Source organism: Streptomyces sp. NPDC048248 (assembly GCF_043201875.1).
Taxonomy (GTDB): Bacteria; Actinomycetota; Actinomycetes; order Streptomycetales; family Streptomycetaceae; genus Streptomyces.
Genome location: NZ_JBICZL010000011.1, coordinates 117,392 through 133,719, shown reverse-complemented (window position 1 = coordinate 133,719; position 16,328 = coordinate 117,392). Strand labels below are relative to the sequence as shown.

13 protein-coding genes and 1 tRNA gene are annotated in these 16,328 nt (G+C 73.4%); 9 read left to right on the top strand and 5 right to left on the bottom strand.

Going from position 1 to position 16,328, the window contains the following annotated elements; genetic code table 11:
* Positions 1 to 118 precede the first annotated feature (118 nt).
* On the top strand, positions 119 to 1,546 hold the full coding sequence (locus ACGFZW_RS24795) for a tetratricopeptide repeat protein (RefSeq protein WP_393895407.1): 1,428 nt from the start codon (positions 119 to 121) through the stop codon (positions 1,544 to 1,546).
* Between the two features lie 13 nt (positions 1,547 to 1,559).
* On the opposite strand, the gene ACGFZW_RS24790 is transcribed toward ACGFZW_RS24795, so the two are convergent.
* Positions 1,560 to 2,153 (bottom strand): histidine phosphatase family protein, encoded by a 594-nt coding sequence (locus tag ACGFZW_RS24790; RefSeq protein WP_393895406.1) that lies wholly within the window; start codon positions 2,151 to 2,153, stop codon positions 1,560 to 1,562.
* A 151-nt stretch (positions 2,154 to 2,304) separates the two neighbouring features.
* Between ACGFZW_RS24790 and ACGFZW_RS24785 the strand changes: the two genes are divergently transcribed.
* The 6 genes from ACGFZW_RS24785 (at position 2,305) to ACGFZW_RS24760 (ending at position 8,101) form a co-directional block, all read left to right on the top strand.
* Positions 2,305 to 3,681: a hypothetical protein gene (locus ACGFZW_RS24785; RefSeq protein ID WP_393895405.1), complete on the top strand. Its 1,377-nt coding sequence runs from the start codon at positions 2,305 to 2,307 to the stop codon at positions 3,679 to 3,681.
* Entirely contained in the window at positions 3,672 to 5,228 is a 1,557-nt protein-coding gene (locus ACGFZW_RS24780) for a hypothetical protein (RefSeq protein WP_393895404.1), read from the top strand. The genes ACGFZW_RS24785 and ACGFZW_RS24780 overlap by 10 nt, the downstream gene beginning before the upstream one ends.
* Positions 5,229 to 5,274: 46 nt before the next feature.
* Entirely contained in the window at positions 5,275 to 6,633 is a 1,359-nt protein-coding gene (locus ACGFZW_RS24775) for an AAA domain-containing protein (RefSeq protein WP_393895403.1), read from the top strand.
* Positions 6,634 to 6,743: 110 nt separating this feature from the next.
* Positions 6,744 to 7,127 carry a hypothetical protein gene (locus tag ACGFZW_RS24770; RefSeq protein ID WP_393895402.1) on the top strand — a complete coding sequence of 128 codons (384 nt, stop codon included), beginning with the start codon at positions 6,744 to 6,746 and terminating at the stop codon, positions 7,125 to 7,127.
* 169 nt (positions 7,128 to 7,296) lie between these two features.
* Complete coding sequence (locus ACGFZW_RS24765; RefSeq protein WP_393895401.1) at positions 7,297 to 7,971, top strand: bifunctional DNA primase/polymerase; 675 nt, start codon at positions 7,297 to 7,299, stop codon at positions 7,969 to 7,971.
* 56 nt (positions 7,972 to 8,027) lie between these two features.
* Positions 8,028 to 8,101: transfer RNA gene (locus ACGFZW_RS24760), tRNA-Lys, on the top strand.
* 101 nt (positions 8,102 to 8,202) lie between these two features.
* On the opposite strand, the gene ACGFZW_RS24755 is transcribed toward ACGFZW_RS24760, so the two are convergent.
* Entirely contained in the window at positions 8,203 to 9,444 is a 1,242-nt protein-coding gene (locus tag ACGFZW_RS24755) for a M6 family metalloprotease domain-containing protein (protein WP_393895400.1), read from the bottom strand.
* A 293-nt stretch (positions 9,445 to 9,737) separates the two neighbouring features.
* Between ACGFZW_RS24755 and ACGFZW_RS24750 the strand changes: the two genes are divergently transcribed.
* Positions 9,738 to 11,612: a putative bifunctional diguanylate cyclase/phosphodiesterase gene (locus ACGFZW_RS24750; protein WP_393895399.1), complete on the top strand. Its 1,875-nt coding sequence runs from the start codon at positions 9,738 to 9,740 to the stop codon at positions 11,610 to 11,612.
* 147 nt (positions 11,613 to 11,759) lie between these two features.
* On the opposite strand, the gene ACGFZW_RS24745 is transcribed toward ACGFZW_RS24750, so the two are convergent.
* From ACGFZW_RS24745 to ACGFZW_RS24735, 3 genes are all read right to left on the bottom strand, one after another.
* The gene (locus ACGFZW_RS24745) at positions 11,760 to 12,872 is read right to left on the bottom strand and encodes an LLM class flavin-dependent oxidoreductase (protein ID WP_393895398.1); all 1,113 of its coding nucleotides are present in this window, start codon (positions 12,870 to 12,872) and stop codon (positions 11,760 to 11,762) included.
* A gap of 167 nt (positions 12,873 to 13,039) precedes the next feature.
* Complete coding sequence (locus ACGFZW_RS24740; RefSeq protein WP_393895397.1) at positions 13,040 to 13,765, bottom strand: decarboxylase; 726 nt, start codon at positions 13,763 to 13,765, stop codon at positions 13,040 to 13,042.
* 255 nt (positions 13,766 to 14,020) lie between these two features.
* Positions 14,021 to 14,929: a decarboxylase gene (locus ACGFZW_RS24735; RefSeq protein WP_393895396.1), complete on the bottom strand. Its 909-nt coding sequence runs from the start codon at positions 14,927 to 14,929 to the stop codon at positions 14,021 to 14,023.
* 208 nt (positions 14,930 to 15,137) lie between these two features.
* Here ACGFZW_RS24735 and ACGFZW_RS24730 point away from each other — a divergent pair, with 208 nt between their 5' ends.
* A complete protein-coding gene (locus ACGFZW_RS24730; protein ID WP_393895395.1) occupies positions 15,138 to 16,103 on the top strand; it encodes a D-2-hydroxyacid dehydrogenase in 966 nt (321 codons plus the stop codon).
* The last annotated feature ends 225 nt before the right edge of the window (positions 16,104 to 16,328 follow it).

Sequence of the window (16,328 nt, the reverse complement as noted above, 5' to 3'; positions counted from 1 at the left end):
GATTTGTGGCCAAACTCTGTGTGGCGTAACCGTCACAGCTAGTACGGTCGTCCCGCCGCACCGCCAGACGCGGCAGAGCACGAAAGATGGCACGGAGAGGGCACGGAGAGGGTCCGCCATGGCGTCGCAACCAGCACGATCAGCGTCGTCCCGCACTGTATCCGCCCGCCCGAACACCGCCTTCCGACAGCTGCGCGGCAGGCTGTCACCGGGTGAGTTCGCGGCGGCGGTCCGCCGGTCCGCCCGTGAGATCGGCGAGCAGGTCTCGTGCGACGCCCGCTATGTGGGCCGCGTGGAGTCCGGTGAGATCCGGTGTCCGAACTACGCCTACGAGCGGGTGTTCCGGCACATGTTCCCCGGTCTGACGCTGCCCGACATGGGGTTCGCGCCTCGCGAGACGGTACGCGGGCGGGGGGCGCGTACGGCGACGACCGACCCCGCGCCCCTGGCAACCGACACCGACCACCGCGATACCTGTATCCAGATCTGCGAGGAGAGCGACGTGCTGCGTCGCGCGTTCATCACCGGCGGCCCGGCGGCCGCCCTGGGCATCACCACCCTGCATCCCCTGGGATCCGCCGCCTTCGCCGTCCCCGGCCCGCGTTCGGCCGGCAGCCGGGCCGGCGCCACCGAGGCGACCGCCGTCGAGGAGGCGGTCCGGCGGATCCGGCTGCTGGACGACCGGCACGGCGCTGAGGGCATCTACCGCCGCGCCACCCAGCCGCTGCGCGCCGCCTACGAGTTGCTGGACTCCGGTGTCCAGCGCCGCTCCGTCACCGACCGGCTGCATTCCGGAGCGGGGGAACTCGCCATCACCGTGGGCTGGTTGGCGCACGACTCGGGCCGTTTCGACGACGCCCGCTCACACTACGCCGAGGCCCTGGCCACGGCCCGGGTCTGCGGCGATCCGGCCCTGGAGGCACACGCCTTCTGCAACACGGCCTTCCTCGCCCGCGACGCAGGCCGGCCCCGCGAGGCGGTACGGGCCGCGCAGGCCGCCCAGCAGGCCGCCAAGCACCTCGGCTCGCCCCGTCTGCTGTCGCTGCTCGCTCTGCGCGAGGCGGGCGGCTGGGCGGGCCTGGCCGACCGTACGGGCTGCGAGCAGGCACTGGTCCGGGCGCAGCGCCTCTTCGCGGGCGGGCCGTCGGACAGCGACCCCGAGTGGATGACCTTCTACGGCGAGGCCGAGCTGGAGGGGCTGGAGGCACAGTGCTGGTCGGCCCTGGGCGAGCGGGGGCGCGCGGCGGAGCACGCACACCGGGCGGTGGCCCTGCAGGACCCTCATTTCAGCCGCAACATCGCCCTGTTCACCGCGGAACTCGCGGTCAATCTCGCGGCCGGCGGGGCCCCCGAGGAGGCCGCAGCGGCCGGCAGCCGGGCGCTGGCGCTGCTCCAGCAGGTCCGCTCGGCCCGGATCCGCACGATGCTCGACGGCACGGCACGCGCGCTGCGCCCGCACCGCGGCCTCGTGCCGGTCGCGCACTTCCTGGACCGGCACGAGGCGTCAGCCGACCCGGCCGAACCGACGGGCCGTCAGCCGGCCTGAGGCGGGACCGCCGTCAGCCCAGGTGCCCGGTGTCGTTCCAGCGTTCGATCGCCGGCTCCCCGTAGGCCCAGCCGAGCACCGACAGGGACGTCGGCTCCAGGCGGATGCGGGCCCCGAAGGAGATGTCCAGGCCCAGCCAGCGGGCGCCGAGCGCGCGCAGGATGTGGCCGTGGGCGAAGACCAGGACATCACGGTCGGCGGACCTGGCCCACGCCACGACCTCGTCGACCCGCGCCGAGACCTCGGCGAGCGTCTCCCCTTCCGGGACCCCGTCCCGCCAGATGAGCCAGTCCGGCCGGCCGGCCTTGATCTCGGCCGGCGTCAGCCCCTCGTACGCGCCGTAGTCGACCTCCATCAAGGCGTCCCACTCCTGGGCCCGGTCACCGAACCCGGCAAGCTCGCAGGTCTCCTTCGCGCGGACCAGCGGGCTGGTGCGGACCTCGACGTCCGGCAGGCCGTTCCAGGGCGTGCGGTGCAGCCGCTCGCCCAGCAGCTTGGCGCCGCGCCGGCCCTCGTCGAGCAGGGGGATGTCCGTCCGCCCGGTGTGCTTGCCGGAAAGGGACCACTCCGTCTGCCCGTGCCTGGCCAGGAGAATGCGCGCTGCCATGGGTCGTACCTCTCGCCGGTCACCCGGCCTGTCTCGCTCGGTGCGGGCCGGGCACCGGCATTCCGCCTGCGCCGACCGCGGGAACTCCATCATCGCGCATGGGGTCGTTTTGTCCGTGGGCGGGGACTGCGGCGGCATTCCTCGGGGGAAGATGCGGCCCTCGCCCCACATGTCGGTGCCGGATGCGAGACTTCCGCAGGTGAACGTTTCCCGCGACAGCCGACCCGCGGCAGCCGCACCGCAGGCGGCGCAGCCGAAGCCGACGCCCGGCCCGCGGCAGGGTGCGCCTCCCGGCATCGGCCGGGGGAGGCTCACCGAGCTGCGCGGCCCCGGCGTACCGCCCCGCTCCCTCGATGCGCGCGCCCTCGCCGCGCTGGCCGCCAACCCCGGCTGCCGCCGCCGCGCGCTGCTGGACGGCGCGGGCATCGACAAGGGCGCGCTGGCCGCCGCGCTCGGCTCGCCCGCGGCATACGGCCAGTCGCAGTTCGCGCTCGTCCGCGGCAATGCCTTCGAGGCGCGGGTGAAGGCGGACGGCGGGCAGGACCTGATGCGGCTGCTGCACGAACGGCTCCGGCCGGACACCCCCGCACCCGAGGCCGAGGCGGTCGCCACCCCCGACCTCTCCGCGGCCGGTCCCGAGGGCCGCGCGGCCCGTACGGCGCTCGCGCTGCGCGAGGCGACCGCGGCCGGCGGCTGGGCCCTGCTCGACCATCCGATGCTGGCGGTCGAGGTGGCCGGCTCGCCGGCCTACGTCGAGCCGGACGCGGTCGTGGTCCATCCGGACGGCAGCTGGACCGTCGTCGAGATCAAGTCCTTCCCGATGATCGACGGCGCGGCGGACGCCGCCAAGGTGGGCGCCGCGGCCCGGCAGGCCGCGGTGTACGTCCTCGCCCTGGAAAAGGTCGCCGGACACGTCGCCGCGCGGACGGGCCGCGAGGTCCGGGTCCGCGACCGGGTGCTGCTGGTCTGCCCGAAGGACTTCTCCAACCTCCCCACCGCCGCGGCCGTCGACATCCGCAAGCAGCTGGCGACGACCCGCCGGCAGCTGGCCCGGCTCACCCGCGTCGAGGAGATCGCCGCCGAGCTGCCCGAGCGGACCACCTTCGACCTGCGGCTCGCGGACGACGGCACACCGACCCGGCCGGCCGAGGAGCTGACAGAGGCCGTCGAGGCGGTCGACGCGGCCTACGCCCCGGAGTGCCTGGCCGCCTGCGAGCTGGCCTTCCACTGCCGTGAGCACGCCCGTCAGGCCGGTGCGGTGGAGGCGCTGGGGCGGGGCGTGCGGGGCGAGTTGGGCGCTCTGCGCACCGTCGGCGAGGTGCTCTCCGCGTCCTCAGCGGTGCCGGGGCCGCGGAGCGCGGACGCCCCGGACGGGGATGCCGGGGACGCCTGTGACGACCCTGCCGTGACGGCCCTGCGCAGAGCCGCCGCGCTGCGAGCGGAGGCGCTGGCCGACGCGGCGCGGGCCGAGGGATCCCGGGCCGCGTCGGAACGCCCCGAGGAGCCCCAGGAGCCCGGATGTCGCTGATCGAGACGCTGGCCCGGATGGAGGCCGTGGCGGCCGGCCGGGCCCGGCCCCTGGCCACGGTCCGCCACCGCCACCTCTCCGACCACCCCCTGGTCCTCGTCCCGCTGACCACCGCGGGCGAGGCCGGCGCCCCGCTGGGCGCCCTGGTCGGCACGGACCGCGAGAAGCCGCTGCTGCTGGCCGTGGCGCAGCCCCGGGACCGCGATCTGCGGTTCGCCTTCCTCGCCGAGCTGGCCGAGTCGGTGCTGCCGTATCTGGACGGCTTCGCGGACGGCGTCGAGTGGGAGGAGCGCAAGGAGACCGACCCGGAGACCGGCAAGAAGGTGCCGGTCCAGGTCGAACTGTGCGCGGACGCACCGCAGTTGATCGTGCCGAGCGCCTCCGGCATCGACTTCGTACGGCTGCTGGGACGCTCGATGCGGTTCCGGCGGACGGCCGAGCAGGAGCCGGAGGCCCCGTATCCCGCGCCGCCGCACGTCCCCCTGCTGGGCCGCTGGCTGACGCACTTCGGGGAGCGGGCCCGGGTGCCCGGAGCCTGCCTGTTGCTGTCCATGACGGGCCTGCTGACCCGTCATTGGGCGACCGGCCAGAGCATGCTGGAGGACCAGCACCTGGGGGCGCTGCTCGCCTGGATCGACCCGCCGGAGGGCGTGTCGGGCGCGGTGGCGGCCGAGCACGCGGAGACCGCGCGGGACGAGCGCGGCCAGTTGCGGTGCCCGCCGGCCGGGCCGGCCACCGACCCGGCGTTCGACAACCGGCTGCTCGCCCCCGCGATGGCCCGCCACGACGCCGGGCTGCCGGGCGCCGAGGACGAGGTCCGCGCGCTCGTCGAGGGGCAGTTGCGGCCGACGTGGGACGCCGTCTGGCAGGGCATCGACCTGCTGCGCGACCTCCCCGCGGGCTCCCGGGTCGCCGACCGCTGGAAGCGCGACCGCTGGTCCTACACCGCGCACCGCGACCGCGTACGCGCCGGGGAGCCGCCGCAGCCCAAGCAGGACGACGCCATCACCGCGGCCCGGAAGCTGTCCTCCCGGGAGACGGCGCAGGCACAACTGGACGCCCAGGAAGCCCTGGACGACCCCCTGGTGATGGCCGGGCGCAGGCTGGCGGGTGAGGCGCTGGTCGGCACGGTCACCGCGGTCGAGATGGCGTTCTCCGAAGGCAAGCGGCCGATGCCGCGCCCGCTGGTCACGCTCCGCACGGCCGACCAGCCGCATCTGGCGGAGCGGGCCAAGCTCTACCGTCCGCTGGCCGACGGCAGATCGCAGTCAGCCGAGTTCGTCGCGTACGCGGCGGACGAGCCCGGTGCGCTGGTGGTGCGGCTGACCGGCGGGATGGGGCGCGGCAAGACCCCGGACGCCGGTTCGGTGCCCGAGCCCGACGACACCGTGTGCTGGACACTGTTCGAGCACGCCCCCCGCGGCGGCCCGGAACTCCCCGACCCCGAGGACACTCCCTGGACGCACGGCGGCCCGCCGCCGGATGTCTCCGGCGCGGGCGCGCCCGCGGACACCCCCGACCCCGTCACCGCGGAGGATTTCCTGTGACCGGCGACCGGCACCCGGCAGGCACCGGCATCCTGGAGGGCCCGGCATGACGGCGCTTCAGCTCTCCCATGACGCGGGCTCCTTCGACCCCGGTGCCGCGGCCGCCGCGGCGACGGACGCGATCCTCGCCGACACCCTGCACGGCACCGAACGCGGTGTGGTGGTGGACTCCCCGCCCGGCGCGGGCAAATCGACCCTGGTGGTCCGCGCGGCCCGTGAACTTGCCGCGGCGGGGCGCCCGTTGATGGTCGTGGCGCAGACCAACGCGCAGGTCGACGATCTGGTCCTGCGGCTCGCCGAGAAGGACCCGCAGCTGCCCGTTGGCCGGCTGCACAGCAGCGAGCCCGGCGCGTTCGACCCGGCGCTCGCCGAGCTGCCCGCGGTCCGCACGTCCGCGAAGGTGGCGGATCTGGCCGGGATGGACATCGTCGTCTCGACGGCCGCCAAATGGGCGTACACCAAGGTCGAGGAGCCGTGGCGGCACGCCATCGTGGACGAGGCGTACCAAATGCGCTCCGATGCGCTGCTGGCCGTCGCCGGGCTCTTCGAGGGGGCGCTGTTCGTGGGGGATCCTGGGCAGTTGGATCCGTTCAGCGTGGTCGGTGGCGATCAGTGGGCCGGGCTCGCGTACGACCCTTCGGCGAGCGCGGTGTCCACCCTGCTCGCGCACAATCCCGGGCTTCCGCAGCACCGCCTGCCGGTGTCCTGGCGGCTGCCCGCGACGGCCGCGCCGCTGGTGTCCGCCGCGTTCTATCCGTACACACCGTTCCGCAGCGGCACCGGCCACGGCGACCGCCGGCTGGCGTTCGGGGTGGCCGGGGACGGTTCGGGGGTCGACCGGGTCCTGGACGAGGCCGCGGAGTCCGGCTGGGGGCTGCTGGAGCTGCCCGCCCGGCACACGCCGCGGACGGATCCGGAGGCGGTGCGTGCGGTGGCGTCCGTGGTGCGGCGGCTGCTGGATCGCGGTGGCGCCGCGACCAGCGAGAGCTCCCCCGATCCGGTCTCGCTCACGGCCGCCAGGATCGCCGTCGGCACGGCCCACCGCGACCAGGCGGCCGCCGTCCGCGCCGCGCTCGCCGACGCGGGGGTGACGGGTGTCGCGGTGGACACCGCCAACCGCCTGCAGGGCCGCGAGTTCGACGTGACGGTCGTCCTCCACCCGCTCTCCGGCCGCCCGGACGCGACCGCCTTCCATCTGGAGACCGGCCGGCTGTGCGTCCTCGCCTCGCGCCACCGGCACGCCTGCATCGTGGTGTGCCGGGCGGGGGTCGCCGAACTCCTCGACGAGCACCCCTCGACGGAGCCGGTGCAGCTCGGCGTGACGGTGAAGTTCCCGGACGGCTGGGAGGCCAATCACGCCGTCCTGGCCCACCTGGAGGAACATCGCGTCGCCTGGCGTCCCTAGGAGGTGACCCGGTCGGGGTTCGCCCCAGGGGCGGGCGGGGGCCGGCCCCGCAGGCCCACTTGCGCGGGGCGGGACAATGGAATGCGGCACACGATCCAGGAGGTACGTCCATGTCCGAGCCGCGACCGGCTCCCGACCCCCGCGATACGGCGCCCACACCCCGGCGGATGAAGCCCGCGCCACTGCTCTTCGAGCCGCCCGAGGCCGTCGCCGACCCCGAGCACTTCTTCGACCTGGAGTCGATGGAGGACCCGCGCGAGCTGCTCAGCCGTGCGACGGAGCTGGCGCTCGCCTTCCGGGCGGCCGCCGACCGGGCGACGGAGTTCCAGGCGCTGGCTGCGGCGCAGCTGGCCGATCCCAAGCGCTTCGACCGGCTGCCGCTGTCGGTGCTCGCGGAGCGCGCGGAGTGGACCGAGGACTACGCGCAGAAGATGATCGAGTTCGGCCGGAGCCTGATGCGCGACGGCGACCCGCTGCTGGGCGACAACGGCTGAGCGGACCACCCGCCCCCTCCGCCCCACGCGCCCCGCTGCGGCTCATGGTCCATGATCATGAGCCGCTGGCATATGCGAGGGGCGGGAAGATACTCCTCACCACTGGGCCTTGTCCCGGATTCCGGCATTCGGCAGCACCGGATCGCGCGTAATCGGTAGACCTGTCCCCATGAGCGACTGGCTGCCCGACACACCCCGGAATCTCGCCTTCCCCACCACGGCGTACGTGACCCTCGCCGGTGCCGACTGGCTCGCCTCCGCCAGCCCTCACCCGCGCAGCATGCACACCCTGTGGGCGGCACGCCCGACCGCACCCAGCGTCCTGCCCTGCGGCACCGCCTTCGACGTGATCAACGCCCCCGCGCTCTTCGGGCGCCGCATGGTGGACCGGCTGTGGTCCGCGGGCCCGGGCTCCGGGCCGGTGGCAGCGCACCGCGGCCGGATCCTGCTGTTCGCCGCCCCGGGCACCGCCCAGCGGCTGCCCGCTCTGCTCGACTGGATGGCGGCGCCGTCGGCGAGCTCCGGCGGCGAGGGGGGCACCGCCGTGCCGGCGCTGCTGTGTCACGGCACCGGTGACGCGGTGACGGTCCCGCCGCTGCACCCCCGGCCCGCCACGGACATCCCCGCCGCGCCCACCGCCGCCGACGGGAGCGCTCCCGAGGACCTCCTCGCACCGACCGTCTCCCGTTGGCTGGTCGCCCCGGATGTCCGCAACCCGTGGCTCCCCGGCCCGGACGTCCTCCTCTGGGCGTGCCTTCGCGTCGCCCGCGCCGGGGGCGACGAAGCCGTCGGAGAGATCGAAAGCGCAGCTCGGAGCGGCCTTCCGGCCCTGCTCCCGCAGTGAGGGGAATCGATTTTTGCCCTCCCCGATCCGGGTGCTAATGTTTTCCCCGTCAGCAGGCGCCGCTAGCTCAGTTGGTTAGAGCAGCTGACTCTTAATCAGCGGGTCCGGGGTTCGAGTCCCTGGCGGCGCACAGACAGAGAAAGGCCCTCACCTCGGTGAGGGCCTTTCTCGTCGGCCAGGGGACAGCCCTCACCCGCGGACGGAAATTACCCGCGGCCCCCGGGGGTGCGCTCAGCCGCCCCCCACCTTGACCGTCCAGTCCCCGTCGGTCGACCTCCCGACGACCTGGACGCGCACCCCGTCCTCGGTGTCGCGCAGACTCTCCCCCACCCCGAGCGGCGCGTCGGCGAGCGGCGGATAGACGGAGGTGCCCCAGCACGCCTCGGTGCGGGGGTGCCCGTCGAGTACCTGCACGGGACCCGACCCGGAGGGCAGGTCGCTGCGTACCCGGTAGACGAGGATGCCCTCGGAGCAGACCGACCGGTCGTTGCCCGTGGCGCCGCGCGCCTCCATGGCGAGCGCGCGATCGGGGCCGGTGCGGACCACCAGGAGGCGCGGCCGGCGCTTGTCGCCCGGCACCTTGGGGGCGGACAGTGTCTGCAGCGTGTGCACGGTGGCGCCGGTCAGCTCGGCGCAGTCGACCTGGGCGTCGGTGAGCCATCCGAGCTTCCACTTGTGCCAGGCGAAGGGGTCGGGCGCGAGACCGAACTGGCTGCCCATGAGGTCCCAGTCCCCGACGTGGGTGTCCCAGTCGCCGTTGCCGCTCTCCGGGCGGTGGTAGAGGTCCGGCAGGTCGAAGACGTGTCCGGTCTCGTGGGCGAGGACGTTGCGATCGGGCGGGCTCTGCTCGAAGACGGTGACGAAGCGGCGGAGGTCGGCGTTGTCGGCGCGCATCGGCTGATCGAGGTTGACGACCTTGGTGGCGTCGGAGTCGACACCGGGCGCGTCGGGGTCGGCGACGAAATAGACCATGTCGTAGCGGCTGAAGTTCACCGCGGAATCAGCGGCGGCGACCGCGTCGCGGAGGTAGTCCGCGCGCTGGTGGGAGTCCCAGTCCCGCTGTATCCCGTATGCGGTGGAGGCGTGCGGCATCTGCACCCATTTCTTCTTGATGGTCGGCCGCAACCGGAACCTGCCGTACGAGGCGCGCTGGAAGAAGTGGGAGGTGGCGGGGAAGTAGTCCGCGGAGAGGTCCTTGGTGCGGACGACGGGCTCGGAGTCCGGGAAGGACAGGAAGACCATGACGGCGTCGAGGGTGCCGGCCGGACGGGGGTAGGAGCCGTTCCAGGAGTCGACGCCCTCGGAATGGTGGGCGTCGGAGCGTCCGAGCGCGCATGAGAGGGACGCCTCGGAGGCGGTGGCAGGGCCCGCCACGATGGACGTCGCGACGAGCGCACTGAGAGACGTGGCGATGGCCGCGACGCGCCGCAAGCGGCGGCGGTCCACCCCGTCGGGTGTCTGGGCGCGCGACACATCGACCTCCAGGGACGGAACGGTGACCCCTCACCCACCCTGTGGCGATTTAAAGGTATTTGCCCTGTTCCGGAGGACCAGAAGAGTGACCGGCGCGTCTCGGCCACGCCATAACGGAAAGTGACAAACGGCCAAATGGGCAATCTGCGCGAACAGACACGGGCAGAAATGGCTGAAGTTCCGTCATGCGTGCCGACCATCACGGCTGCGTCGCTGGATCGGCCGCTGCGCCAGCCTCTATGATCGCCACACTTTCCAGCGCGAGATCCCCCCTCCATCACGAGACAAGCGCCATGCGGGAGCGAGCAGTGAGCGGACACCCCGACAGCCCGGGCCGCACGCCCGGAGCGACGCTTCCCTCGGTAACGGAGCGTAACGGTACGACCAAAGGCGCCGGCGGTGACGCTCACCCCGCCCCCGCCGGCGCCCGCGACGACTCGGCCGCCGCGCTCGGCGACTACCGCGCCGCCTTTCACGCCGGGCGCCTCCCGATGGCCGTCCTCAACCGCGACGGCCTGGTCCTCGCCGCCAACCCCGCCTTCGGCGAACTGGTCGGCGCCGACCCCGACGAGCTGGTCGCCGCGACCGCCTCGGACCTGACCGACCTCGGGGCGGACCCGCGGGTATGGACCGCCTACCGCGAAGTGCTGTGCGGCCGCAGCGACCGGCTGCGCTGCACCCGCCGCCTCAAGCACCCCGAGGGGCACTCCGTCTGGGTGGAGGTGACCGTCGAGCCGATGGCGCACGAGGGCCGGGTGCTGCTGTCGGTCGCGGACATCAGCGACCGGCACGATCTGCTGGCCCGGCTGCGGCATCTGCAGATGCACGACCCGGTCACCCGGCTGCCCAACCGCGCCCTGTTCTTCGAGCGGCTCTCCACCACCTTGGAGACCGCCACCTTCGAGCCGTCCGGAACCGGCCGGATCGGCCTGTGCTACCTCGACCTGGACGGCTTCAAGGCCGTCAACGACACCCTCGGCCACCGGGTCGGCGACCGGCTGCTGAGCGCGGTGGCGCAGCGGCTGATGCGCTGCGCGGACAGCGCCGGGGACCGCGGGCCGGGCCGGGGCGGGCATCTGGTGGCGCGCCTGGGCGGCGACGAGTTCGCGATCCTGGTGGAGGACTCCACCGGCACCGATCAGCTGTCCGAGCTGGCCCAGAGCGTGCTGGACGCGCTGCAGCGGCCGTTCGACCTGGCCGGGCAGCGGCTTTCGGTCTCGGCGAGCATCGGGGTGGTGGAGCGGACCGCGAACGGCACCACCGCGACCGGTCTGATGCAGGCCGCGGACACCACGCTGTACTGGGCCAAGGAGGACGGCAAGGCCCGCTGGACGCTCTTCGACCCCGAGCGCAACGCCCACCGGATGACCCGGCAGGCACTGTCGAGCACGCTGCGGCCGGCGGTCGACCGGGGCGAGTTCACCCTGGAGTACCAGCCGCTCGTCGGGCTCGACGACGGGCGGGCACAGGGTGTCGAGGCCCTCGTCCGCTGGCGGCACCCGCAATTCGGGACGCTCGCGCCGAATCGGTTCATCGCACTGGCCGAGGAGAACGGCGCCATCGTCGAGCTGGGCCGCTGGGTCCTGGAGCGGGCCTGCCACCAGGCGCGCGCCTGGCAGCTGGCGCACCCCGGCGACCAACCGCTGTTCGTCAGCGTCAATGTGGCCGTGCGTCAGGTGTGGGACTCCGACCTGGTCGCGGACGTGGCCGGCATCCTCGCCGAGACCGGGCTGCCGCCGCGACTGCTCCAGCTGGAGCTGACCGAGTCCGCGGTGATGGGTTCCGCGGGCCGGCCGTTGCAGGCGCTCCAGGCGCTCAGCGACATGGGCGTGCGGATCGCCATCGACGACTTCGGCACCGGCTACTCCAACCTCGCCTACCTCAGCCGCCTGCCGGTGTCCGTGCTGAAGCTGGACGGGTCCTTCGTCCGCGGCTTCCGCTCCCAGGAGCACCCCAACCCGGCGGACGAGATGATCGTGGAGGCGCTGGTCGCGCTGGCCCACCGGCTCGGGCTCACCGTCACCGCGGAGTGCGTCGAGAGCTCGGAGCAGGCCGAACGCCTGCGCCGCATCGGCTGCGACACGGGCCAGGGCTGGCTCTACTCCCGGCCGGTCCCGCCCGACCGCGTCGAGGCGCTCCTCGACGCGGGCCGGCGCACCGGCAGCTGAGGCGCGCGACGGTCTCCTGACCCGGAGGTGGAGCGGCCGTCGTACGGGCCGCGGCGAGGAGCCGCCGGCTGCTTTCCGCCGGACGGCTCCCGGCGCCTCCCCGCGCCGGCCGCGGCCCGCACGACGGCCGCCCCACCTGCCGGCCCGTCAGGCCTCCGGCAGTCCGTACGCGTCCGCGATCAGCTCGTACGAACGCAGCCTGGCCGGACCACCATGGGCGTTGGCGGTGATCATCAGCTCGTCGGCGCCGGTGCGCTTGGCGAGGTCGTCAAGGCCCTGGCGGACGGCGTCCGCAGTGCCGTGGATGACGTTGCCGAGCCAGCTGTCGACGAAGTCGCGCTCGCGCTCGGTGAAGTGGTGCGCAGCGGCCTCCTCCGGGCTCGGCACCAGGCCGGGGCGGCCGGTGCGCAGCCGGATCATGGAGAGCGCGCCGGTGAGCACCTGGCGGCGGGCCTCCTCCTCTTCCTCGGTGGCCAGCGCCGAGACGCCGATCAGGGCGTACGGCTCGGCGAGCACTTCGGAGGGGCGGAAGGAGGCACGGTAGAGGTCGAGCGCGGGGATGGTGTTGGCCGCGGAGAAGTGGTGGGCGAAGGCGAACGGCAGCCCGAGCGATCCCGCGAGCTGGGCGCTGAAGCCCGAGGAGCCGAGCAGCCACAGCGGGGGCCGGTGGGCGGACTGCACGCCGCCGGGCGAGGTGGCCTGGACCGGCCCCGGCACCGCGTGGATCTTGGCGTAGGGGTGGCCGTCGGGGAAGCTGTCGTCGAGGAACCGGGTCAACTCGGCCAGCTGCTGCGGGAAATCGTCGGCGCCTTCGTGCAGCCGGTCGCTTCTGCGCAGGGCCGCGGCGGTGGCGCCGTCCGTGCCCGGCGCGCGGCCCAGCCCGAGGTCGACACGGCCGGGGGCCATCGCCTCCAGCGTCCCGAACTGCTCGGCGATGATCAGCGGCGCGTGGTTGGGCAGCATGACGCCGCCGGAGCCGAGCCGGATGGACTCGGTGTGCGCCGCCAGATGGGCGAGCAGCACCGCGGGCGAGGAGGAGGCGACGCCGGGCATGGAGTGGTGCTCGGCGACCCAGTAGCGGTGGAAGCCGCGGCGCTCGGCCGTCCGCGCGATGCCGACGGCGGTGCGCACCGCGTCGGACGCGGTGCGGCCCGCGCCGACCGTCACCAGGTCGAGTACGGACAGGGGGACGGGTGCGGTGCCCTTGGCGGTGCCCCGAATGCCGTCGCCGGTGTCCCTGATGTCGTCTTCGCCGCTCACGGTGCGGGTCCTCCTCGCGTTGCCGGTGTGCGAGGAGGACAACCGGAGCACTTCTCCGCTTATTCCCGGGAGCGGGCCGGGCTCCCTTCCCGGGGTCGCCCCCCGGGGAACCCGGCCTGCTCGGGCGGCACGTCAGGGGGCGGCCCCTGCCTGCCGCCGGTCCCGCGTCAGGTGCGCGCGGGTCGCGAGAAGAGAGTGCCGAGTGCCGGGCAGGCGATCTCGCGGTCCAGCAGGCGCAGCCCTTCCCAGGCCGTCACCTGGTTGGCGGTGAGCACCGGCTTGCCCAGCTCCGCTTCGAGCGCGGGCAGATGCTCGGCCGTGTGCAGGGCCGTATCGGGCAGCAGGACCGCCTCGGCGTCCGGATGGTCGCCCGCACGGGCGAGCTCCAGCACCTCCGCGCGGCCCCAGGTGCCGACCTCCGCGGCGGTGATGATGCCGCTGCCGCGGGTCGAGACGACCTCCGTACCGGCGGACTTGAGGAAGGCGTGGAAGTGCTCGGCGACATCGGCGGGGTAGGTGGCGGCGATCGCGACCCGCTGGGCGCCGAGCGCCTGGACGGCGTGCGCGAAGGCGAAGGACGTACTGGAGGCGGGCAGGCCGGCGGTGGCGGACAGCTCACGGACCTGTTCGTGCGCGCCCTCCCAGCCGAAGACGAAACTGGCGCTCGTGCAGGCCCACACGACGGCTTCGGCGCCACGGCTCTTCAGCTCCGCGACGCCGGCGGCGAGCCGCGAGGCGGAGCCCATCTCCAGCAGCGCGTCCACCCGGTGGGCGTCCTCGCCGATGTCGGTGTGCACGAGCGGCAGGCTGACCGTGCCGCCCAGGAGCGTTTCGAGCCGGGGGTAGTCGTCCTCGGCGGAGTAGCCGGGGTAGAGGAAGCCGACCGATGCCATGCAGGTCTCCCTTTGGGGGTGCGGGGTGCGGGTGGTTCTGCTGGTGTGGTGGTTCTGCTGGTGCGGGGGGTTCGGTGAAGGCAGGCGGGGCGTCGGGGACGCGGATGCGCCGGAGGCCGCGATGACGGCCTGGCCGTTGCAGCTGCACGGGTACAGCCGTACGGGTACGGCTGTACGGGCGCTGCTGTGCGGGTGGGCGCTGCCGGCGAGTGCGACGCCGGCAGCGGATGGGTGAGTGTCAGATCCGAGCCGGCCTCAGACCGGTGGCTGGGGCCCGGGATCGTCGGGCAGATACGGCGGCGGATCGCCGCCGTCGGGCACCTCGCCGTCCGGCGGGGGGACCGACGTGCCGGCGAAGGCGGCCTCGGGCGTCACCCGTGGTCCTCCCTCGACGGCCCCCGACCCGGACATCGCGGCGGGGCCGCGCCGCGCCACCGGGTCGAGCAGTGCCTGATACGGGCCTACCGCCTGGACGCCGATGGCACGCAGCGCGGCCCACATCGTGACCTGGTTGGCGGACAGGACCGGCATCCGCAGCTCGGCCTCCAGCTGCGGGATGACGTCGTAGGTGGGCAGGTTCGTGCAGCTGATGAACAGCGCGTCGGCGGCGCCGACCACGGCCGTGCGGGCCATGTCGACGACGTCGCGGTAGGGCACCTTCCAGATGTGCCGGGTCAGCCCGAGGTAGGCGCGGCCGGTGACCGTGATGCCCGCCTCGCCGAGATAGTCCTCCAGTGAGTCGGTGACCGATTTGGTGTACGGCGTGACCACCGCGATGCGGCGGGCGCCGATCTCGCGCAGCGCTTCGATGAGCGCGCCGGAGGTGGTGAGAGAGGGGACCTCTCCCGCCTGGGCCATGGCGGCGCACATGGCCCGTTCGCCGGCCATGCCCGCGACGAAGCTGCCGGAGGTGCAGGCGTACGAGATCACCTGCGGGGACACCGCGCACAGCGCCTGGACGGCGGCGTGCAGGGTTTCGTGCTCGCTGACGAGACGGGCCAGGTCGAGGCTGACCTCGACGGGCACGAAGGGAGTGCGGGTGAGGTGGAGGGAGACATCGTCGGGAACCCAGCGCCACAGCTCACGGTCGAGCGCGAAGTCGAAGGGAGCGACGACGCCCACGCCGAGCTGCGGCTGTGGGCCACCCAGAAAGGAGACGTCCATGAAGGCCCCTAGAAGAAAAAACGAAGGGCTGGAGTGGCCAGGCCAGTGGCCGGGGATATTGGTGCAGCCGGACAAGCCGGGACGTCGGGACAGAGCCGTTGTTGACACCGTAGATACGACTTCTTAGCGTGGTCAATCCTCGCATCTCAGGCATCTGTCGGCGCCCCCTTCAGTAAAAGGGGCTCATGTTTCAGAACGGTTTCTGGCTATGTCCGAAAGCACCGTCCTCGTCCTTGGTTCCGACCCGCCGCCGAAGCTGGACAGACTGACCGGCCGCGCCAAGGTGATCTACGCCGACGAGGCGTCCCTTGCCGACCGAATCCCGTCCGCCGACGTGCTGTTGGCCTGGGACTTCACCTCCGATGCGATCCGGGACTCCTGGCCCTCCGAGGGGCCGAAACCCCGATGGGTGCACACCGCGAGCGCCGGCGTGGACCGGCTGCTGTGCCCGGCGCTGATTGCCGACGACACTCTGGTGACCAACGCGCGCGGCGTTTTCGAGCAGCCGATTGCCGAATACGTCGCCGGGCTGGTGATCGCCATGGCGAAAGATTTTTACGGAAGTTGGGAATTGCAGCGCCAGCGGCGCTGGCGGCACCGTGAGACGCTGCGGGTCGCCGGCACCCGCGCGGTCGTCGTGGGCTCCGGTCCGATCGGGCGGGCCATCGGCATCACCCTCCAGGCCCTGGGCATCACCGTCGATCTTGTCGGCCGCCGGGAACGATCACCGGATCCCTCCTTCGGCACGGTCCATGCGAGTGACGCGCTCAACGGCTTGCTGCCGCAGGCCGATTGGGTGGTCTGCGCGGCGCCGCTGACCGAGGCGACCCGCGATCTCTTCGACCGGCGGGCGTTCGGCCGGATGAAGCCGGAGGCCCGGTTCATCAACATCGGACGCGGGCAGCTGGTCGTCGAGGACGATCTCGTCGCGGCCCTGCGCGAATGGCGGATCGCCGCGGCCGCCCTGGACGTCTTCCAGCACGAGCCGCTGGCCGAGAACAGCCCCCTGTGGGACATCCCGCACCTGATCATCTCGCCCCACATGAGCGGTGACACGCTGGGCTGGCGGGACGCCCTCGCCGAGCAGTTCCAGGACAACTTCGACCAGTGGGCGGCCGGCAAGCCCCTGAGCAACCTCGTCGACAAGCGGCTCGGCTACGTACCGGTGCGCTGACGTCGGGAGGCCGACCGGTCCGACCGGCCAGGACCGGTCGGCCTCCCCACCCACCGGGGCCTCCCGTGTCCACCGGCCTCCCGCCCATGAGCCCCACCGGACCCAACGGCCCCACCCGTCACGGTCCAGCCCTTCGATCGGCAACGCCCTCGCACGTCCCCACCCCGCAGCAGCCCCGTACCCGCCCGCTGCCCCGCTCCGGGGCGGCCCACGCTCGGAGGACGC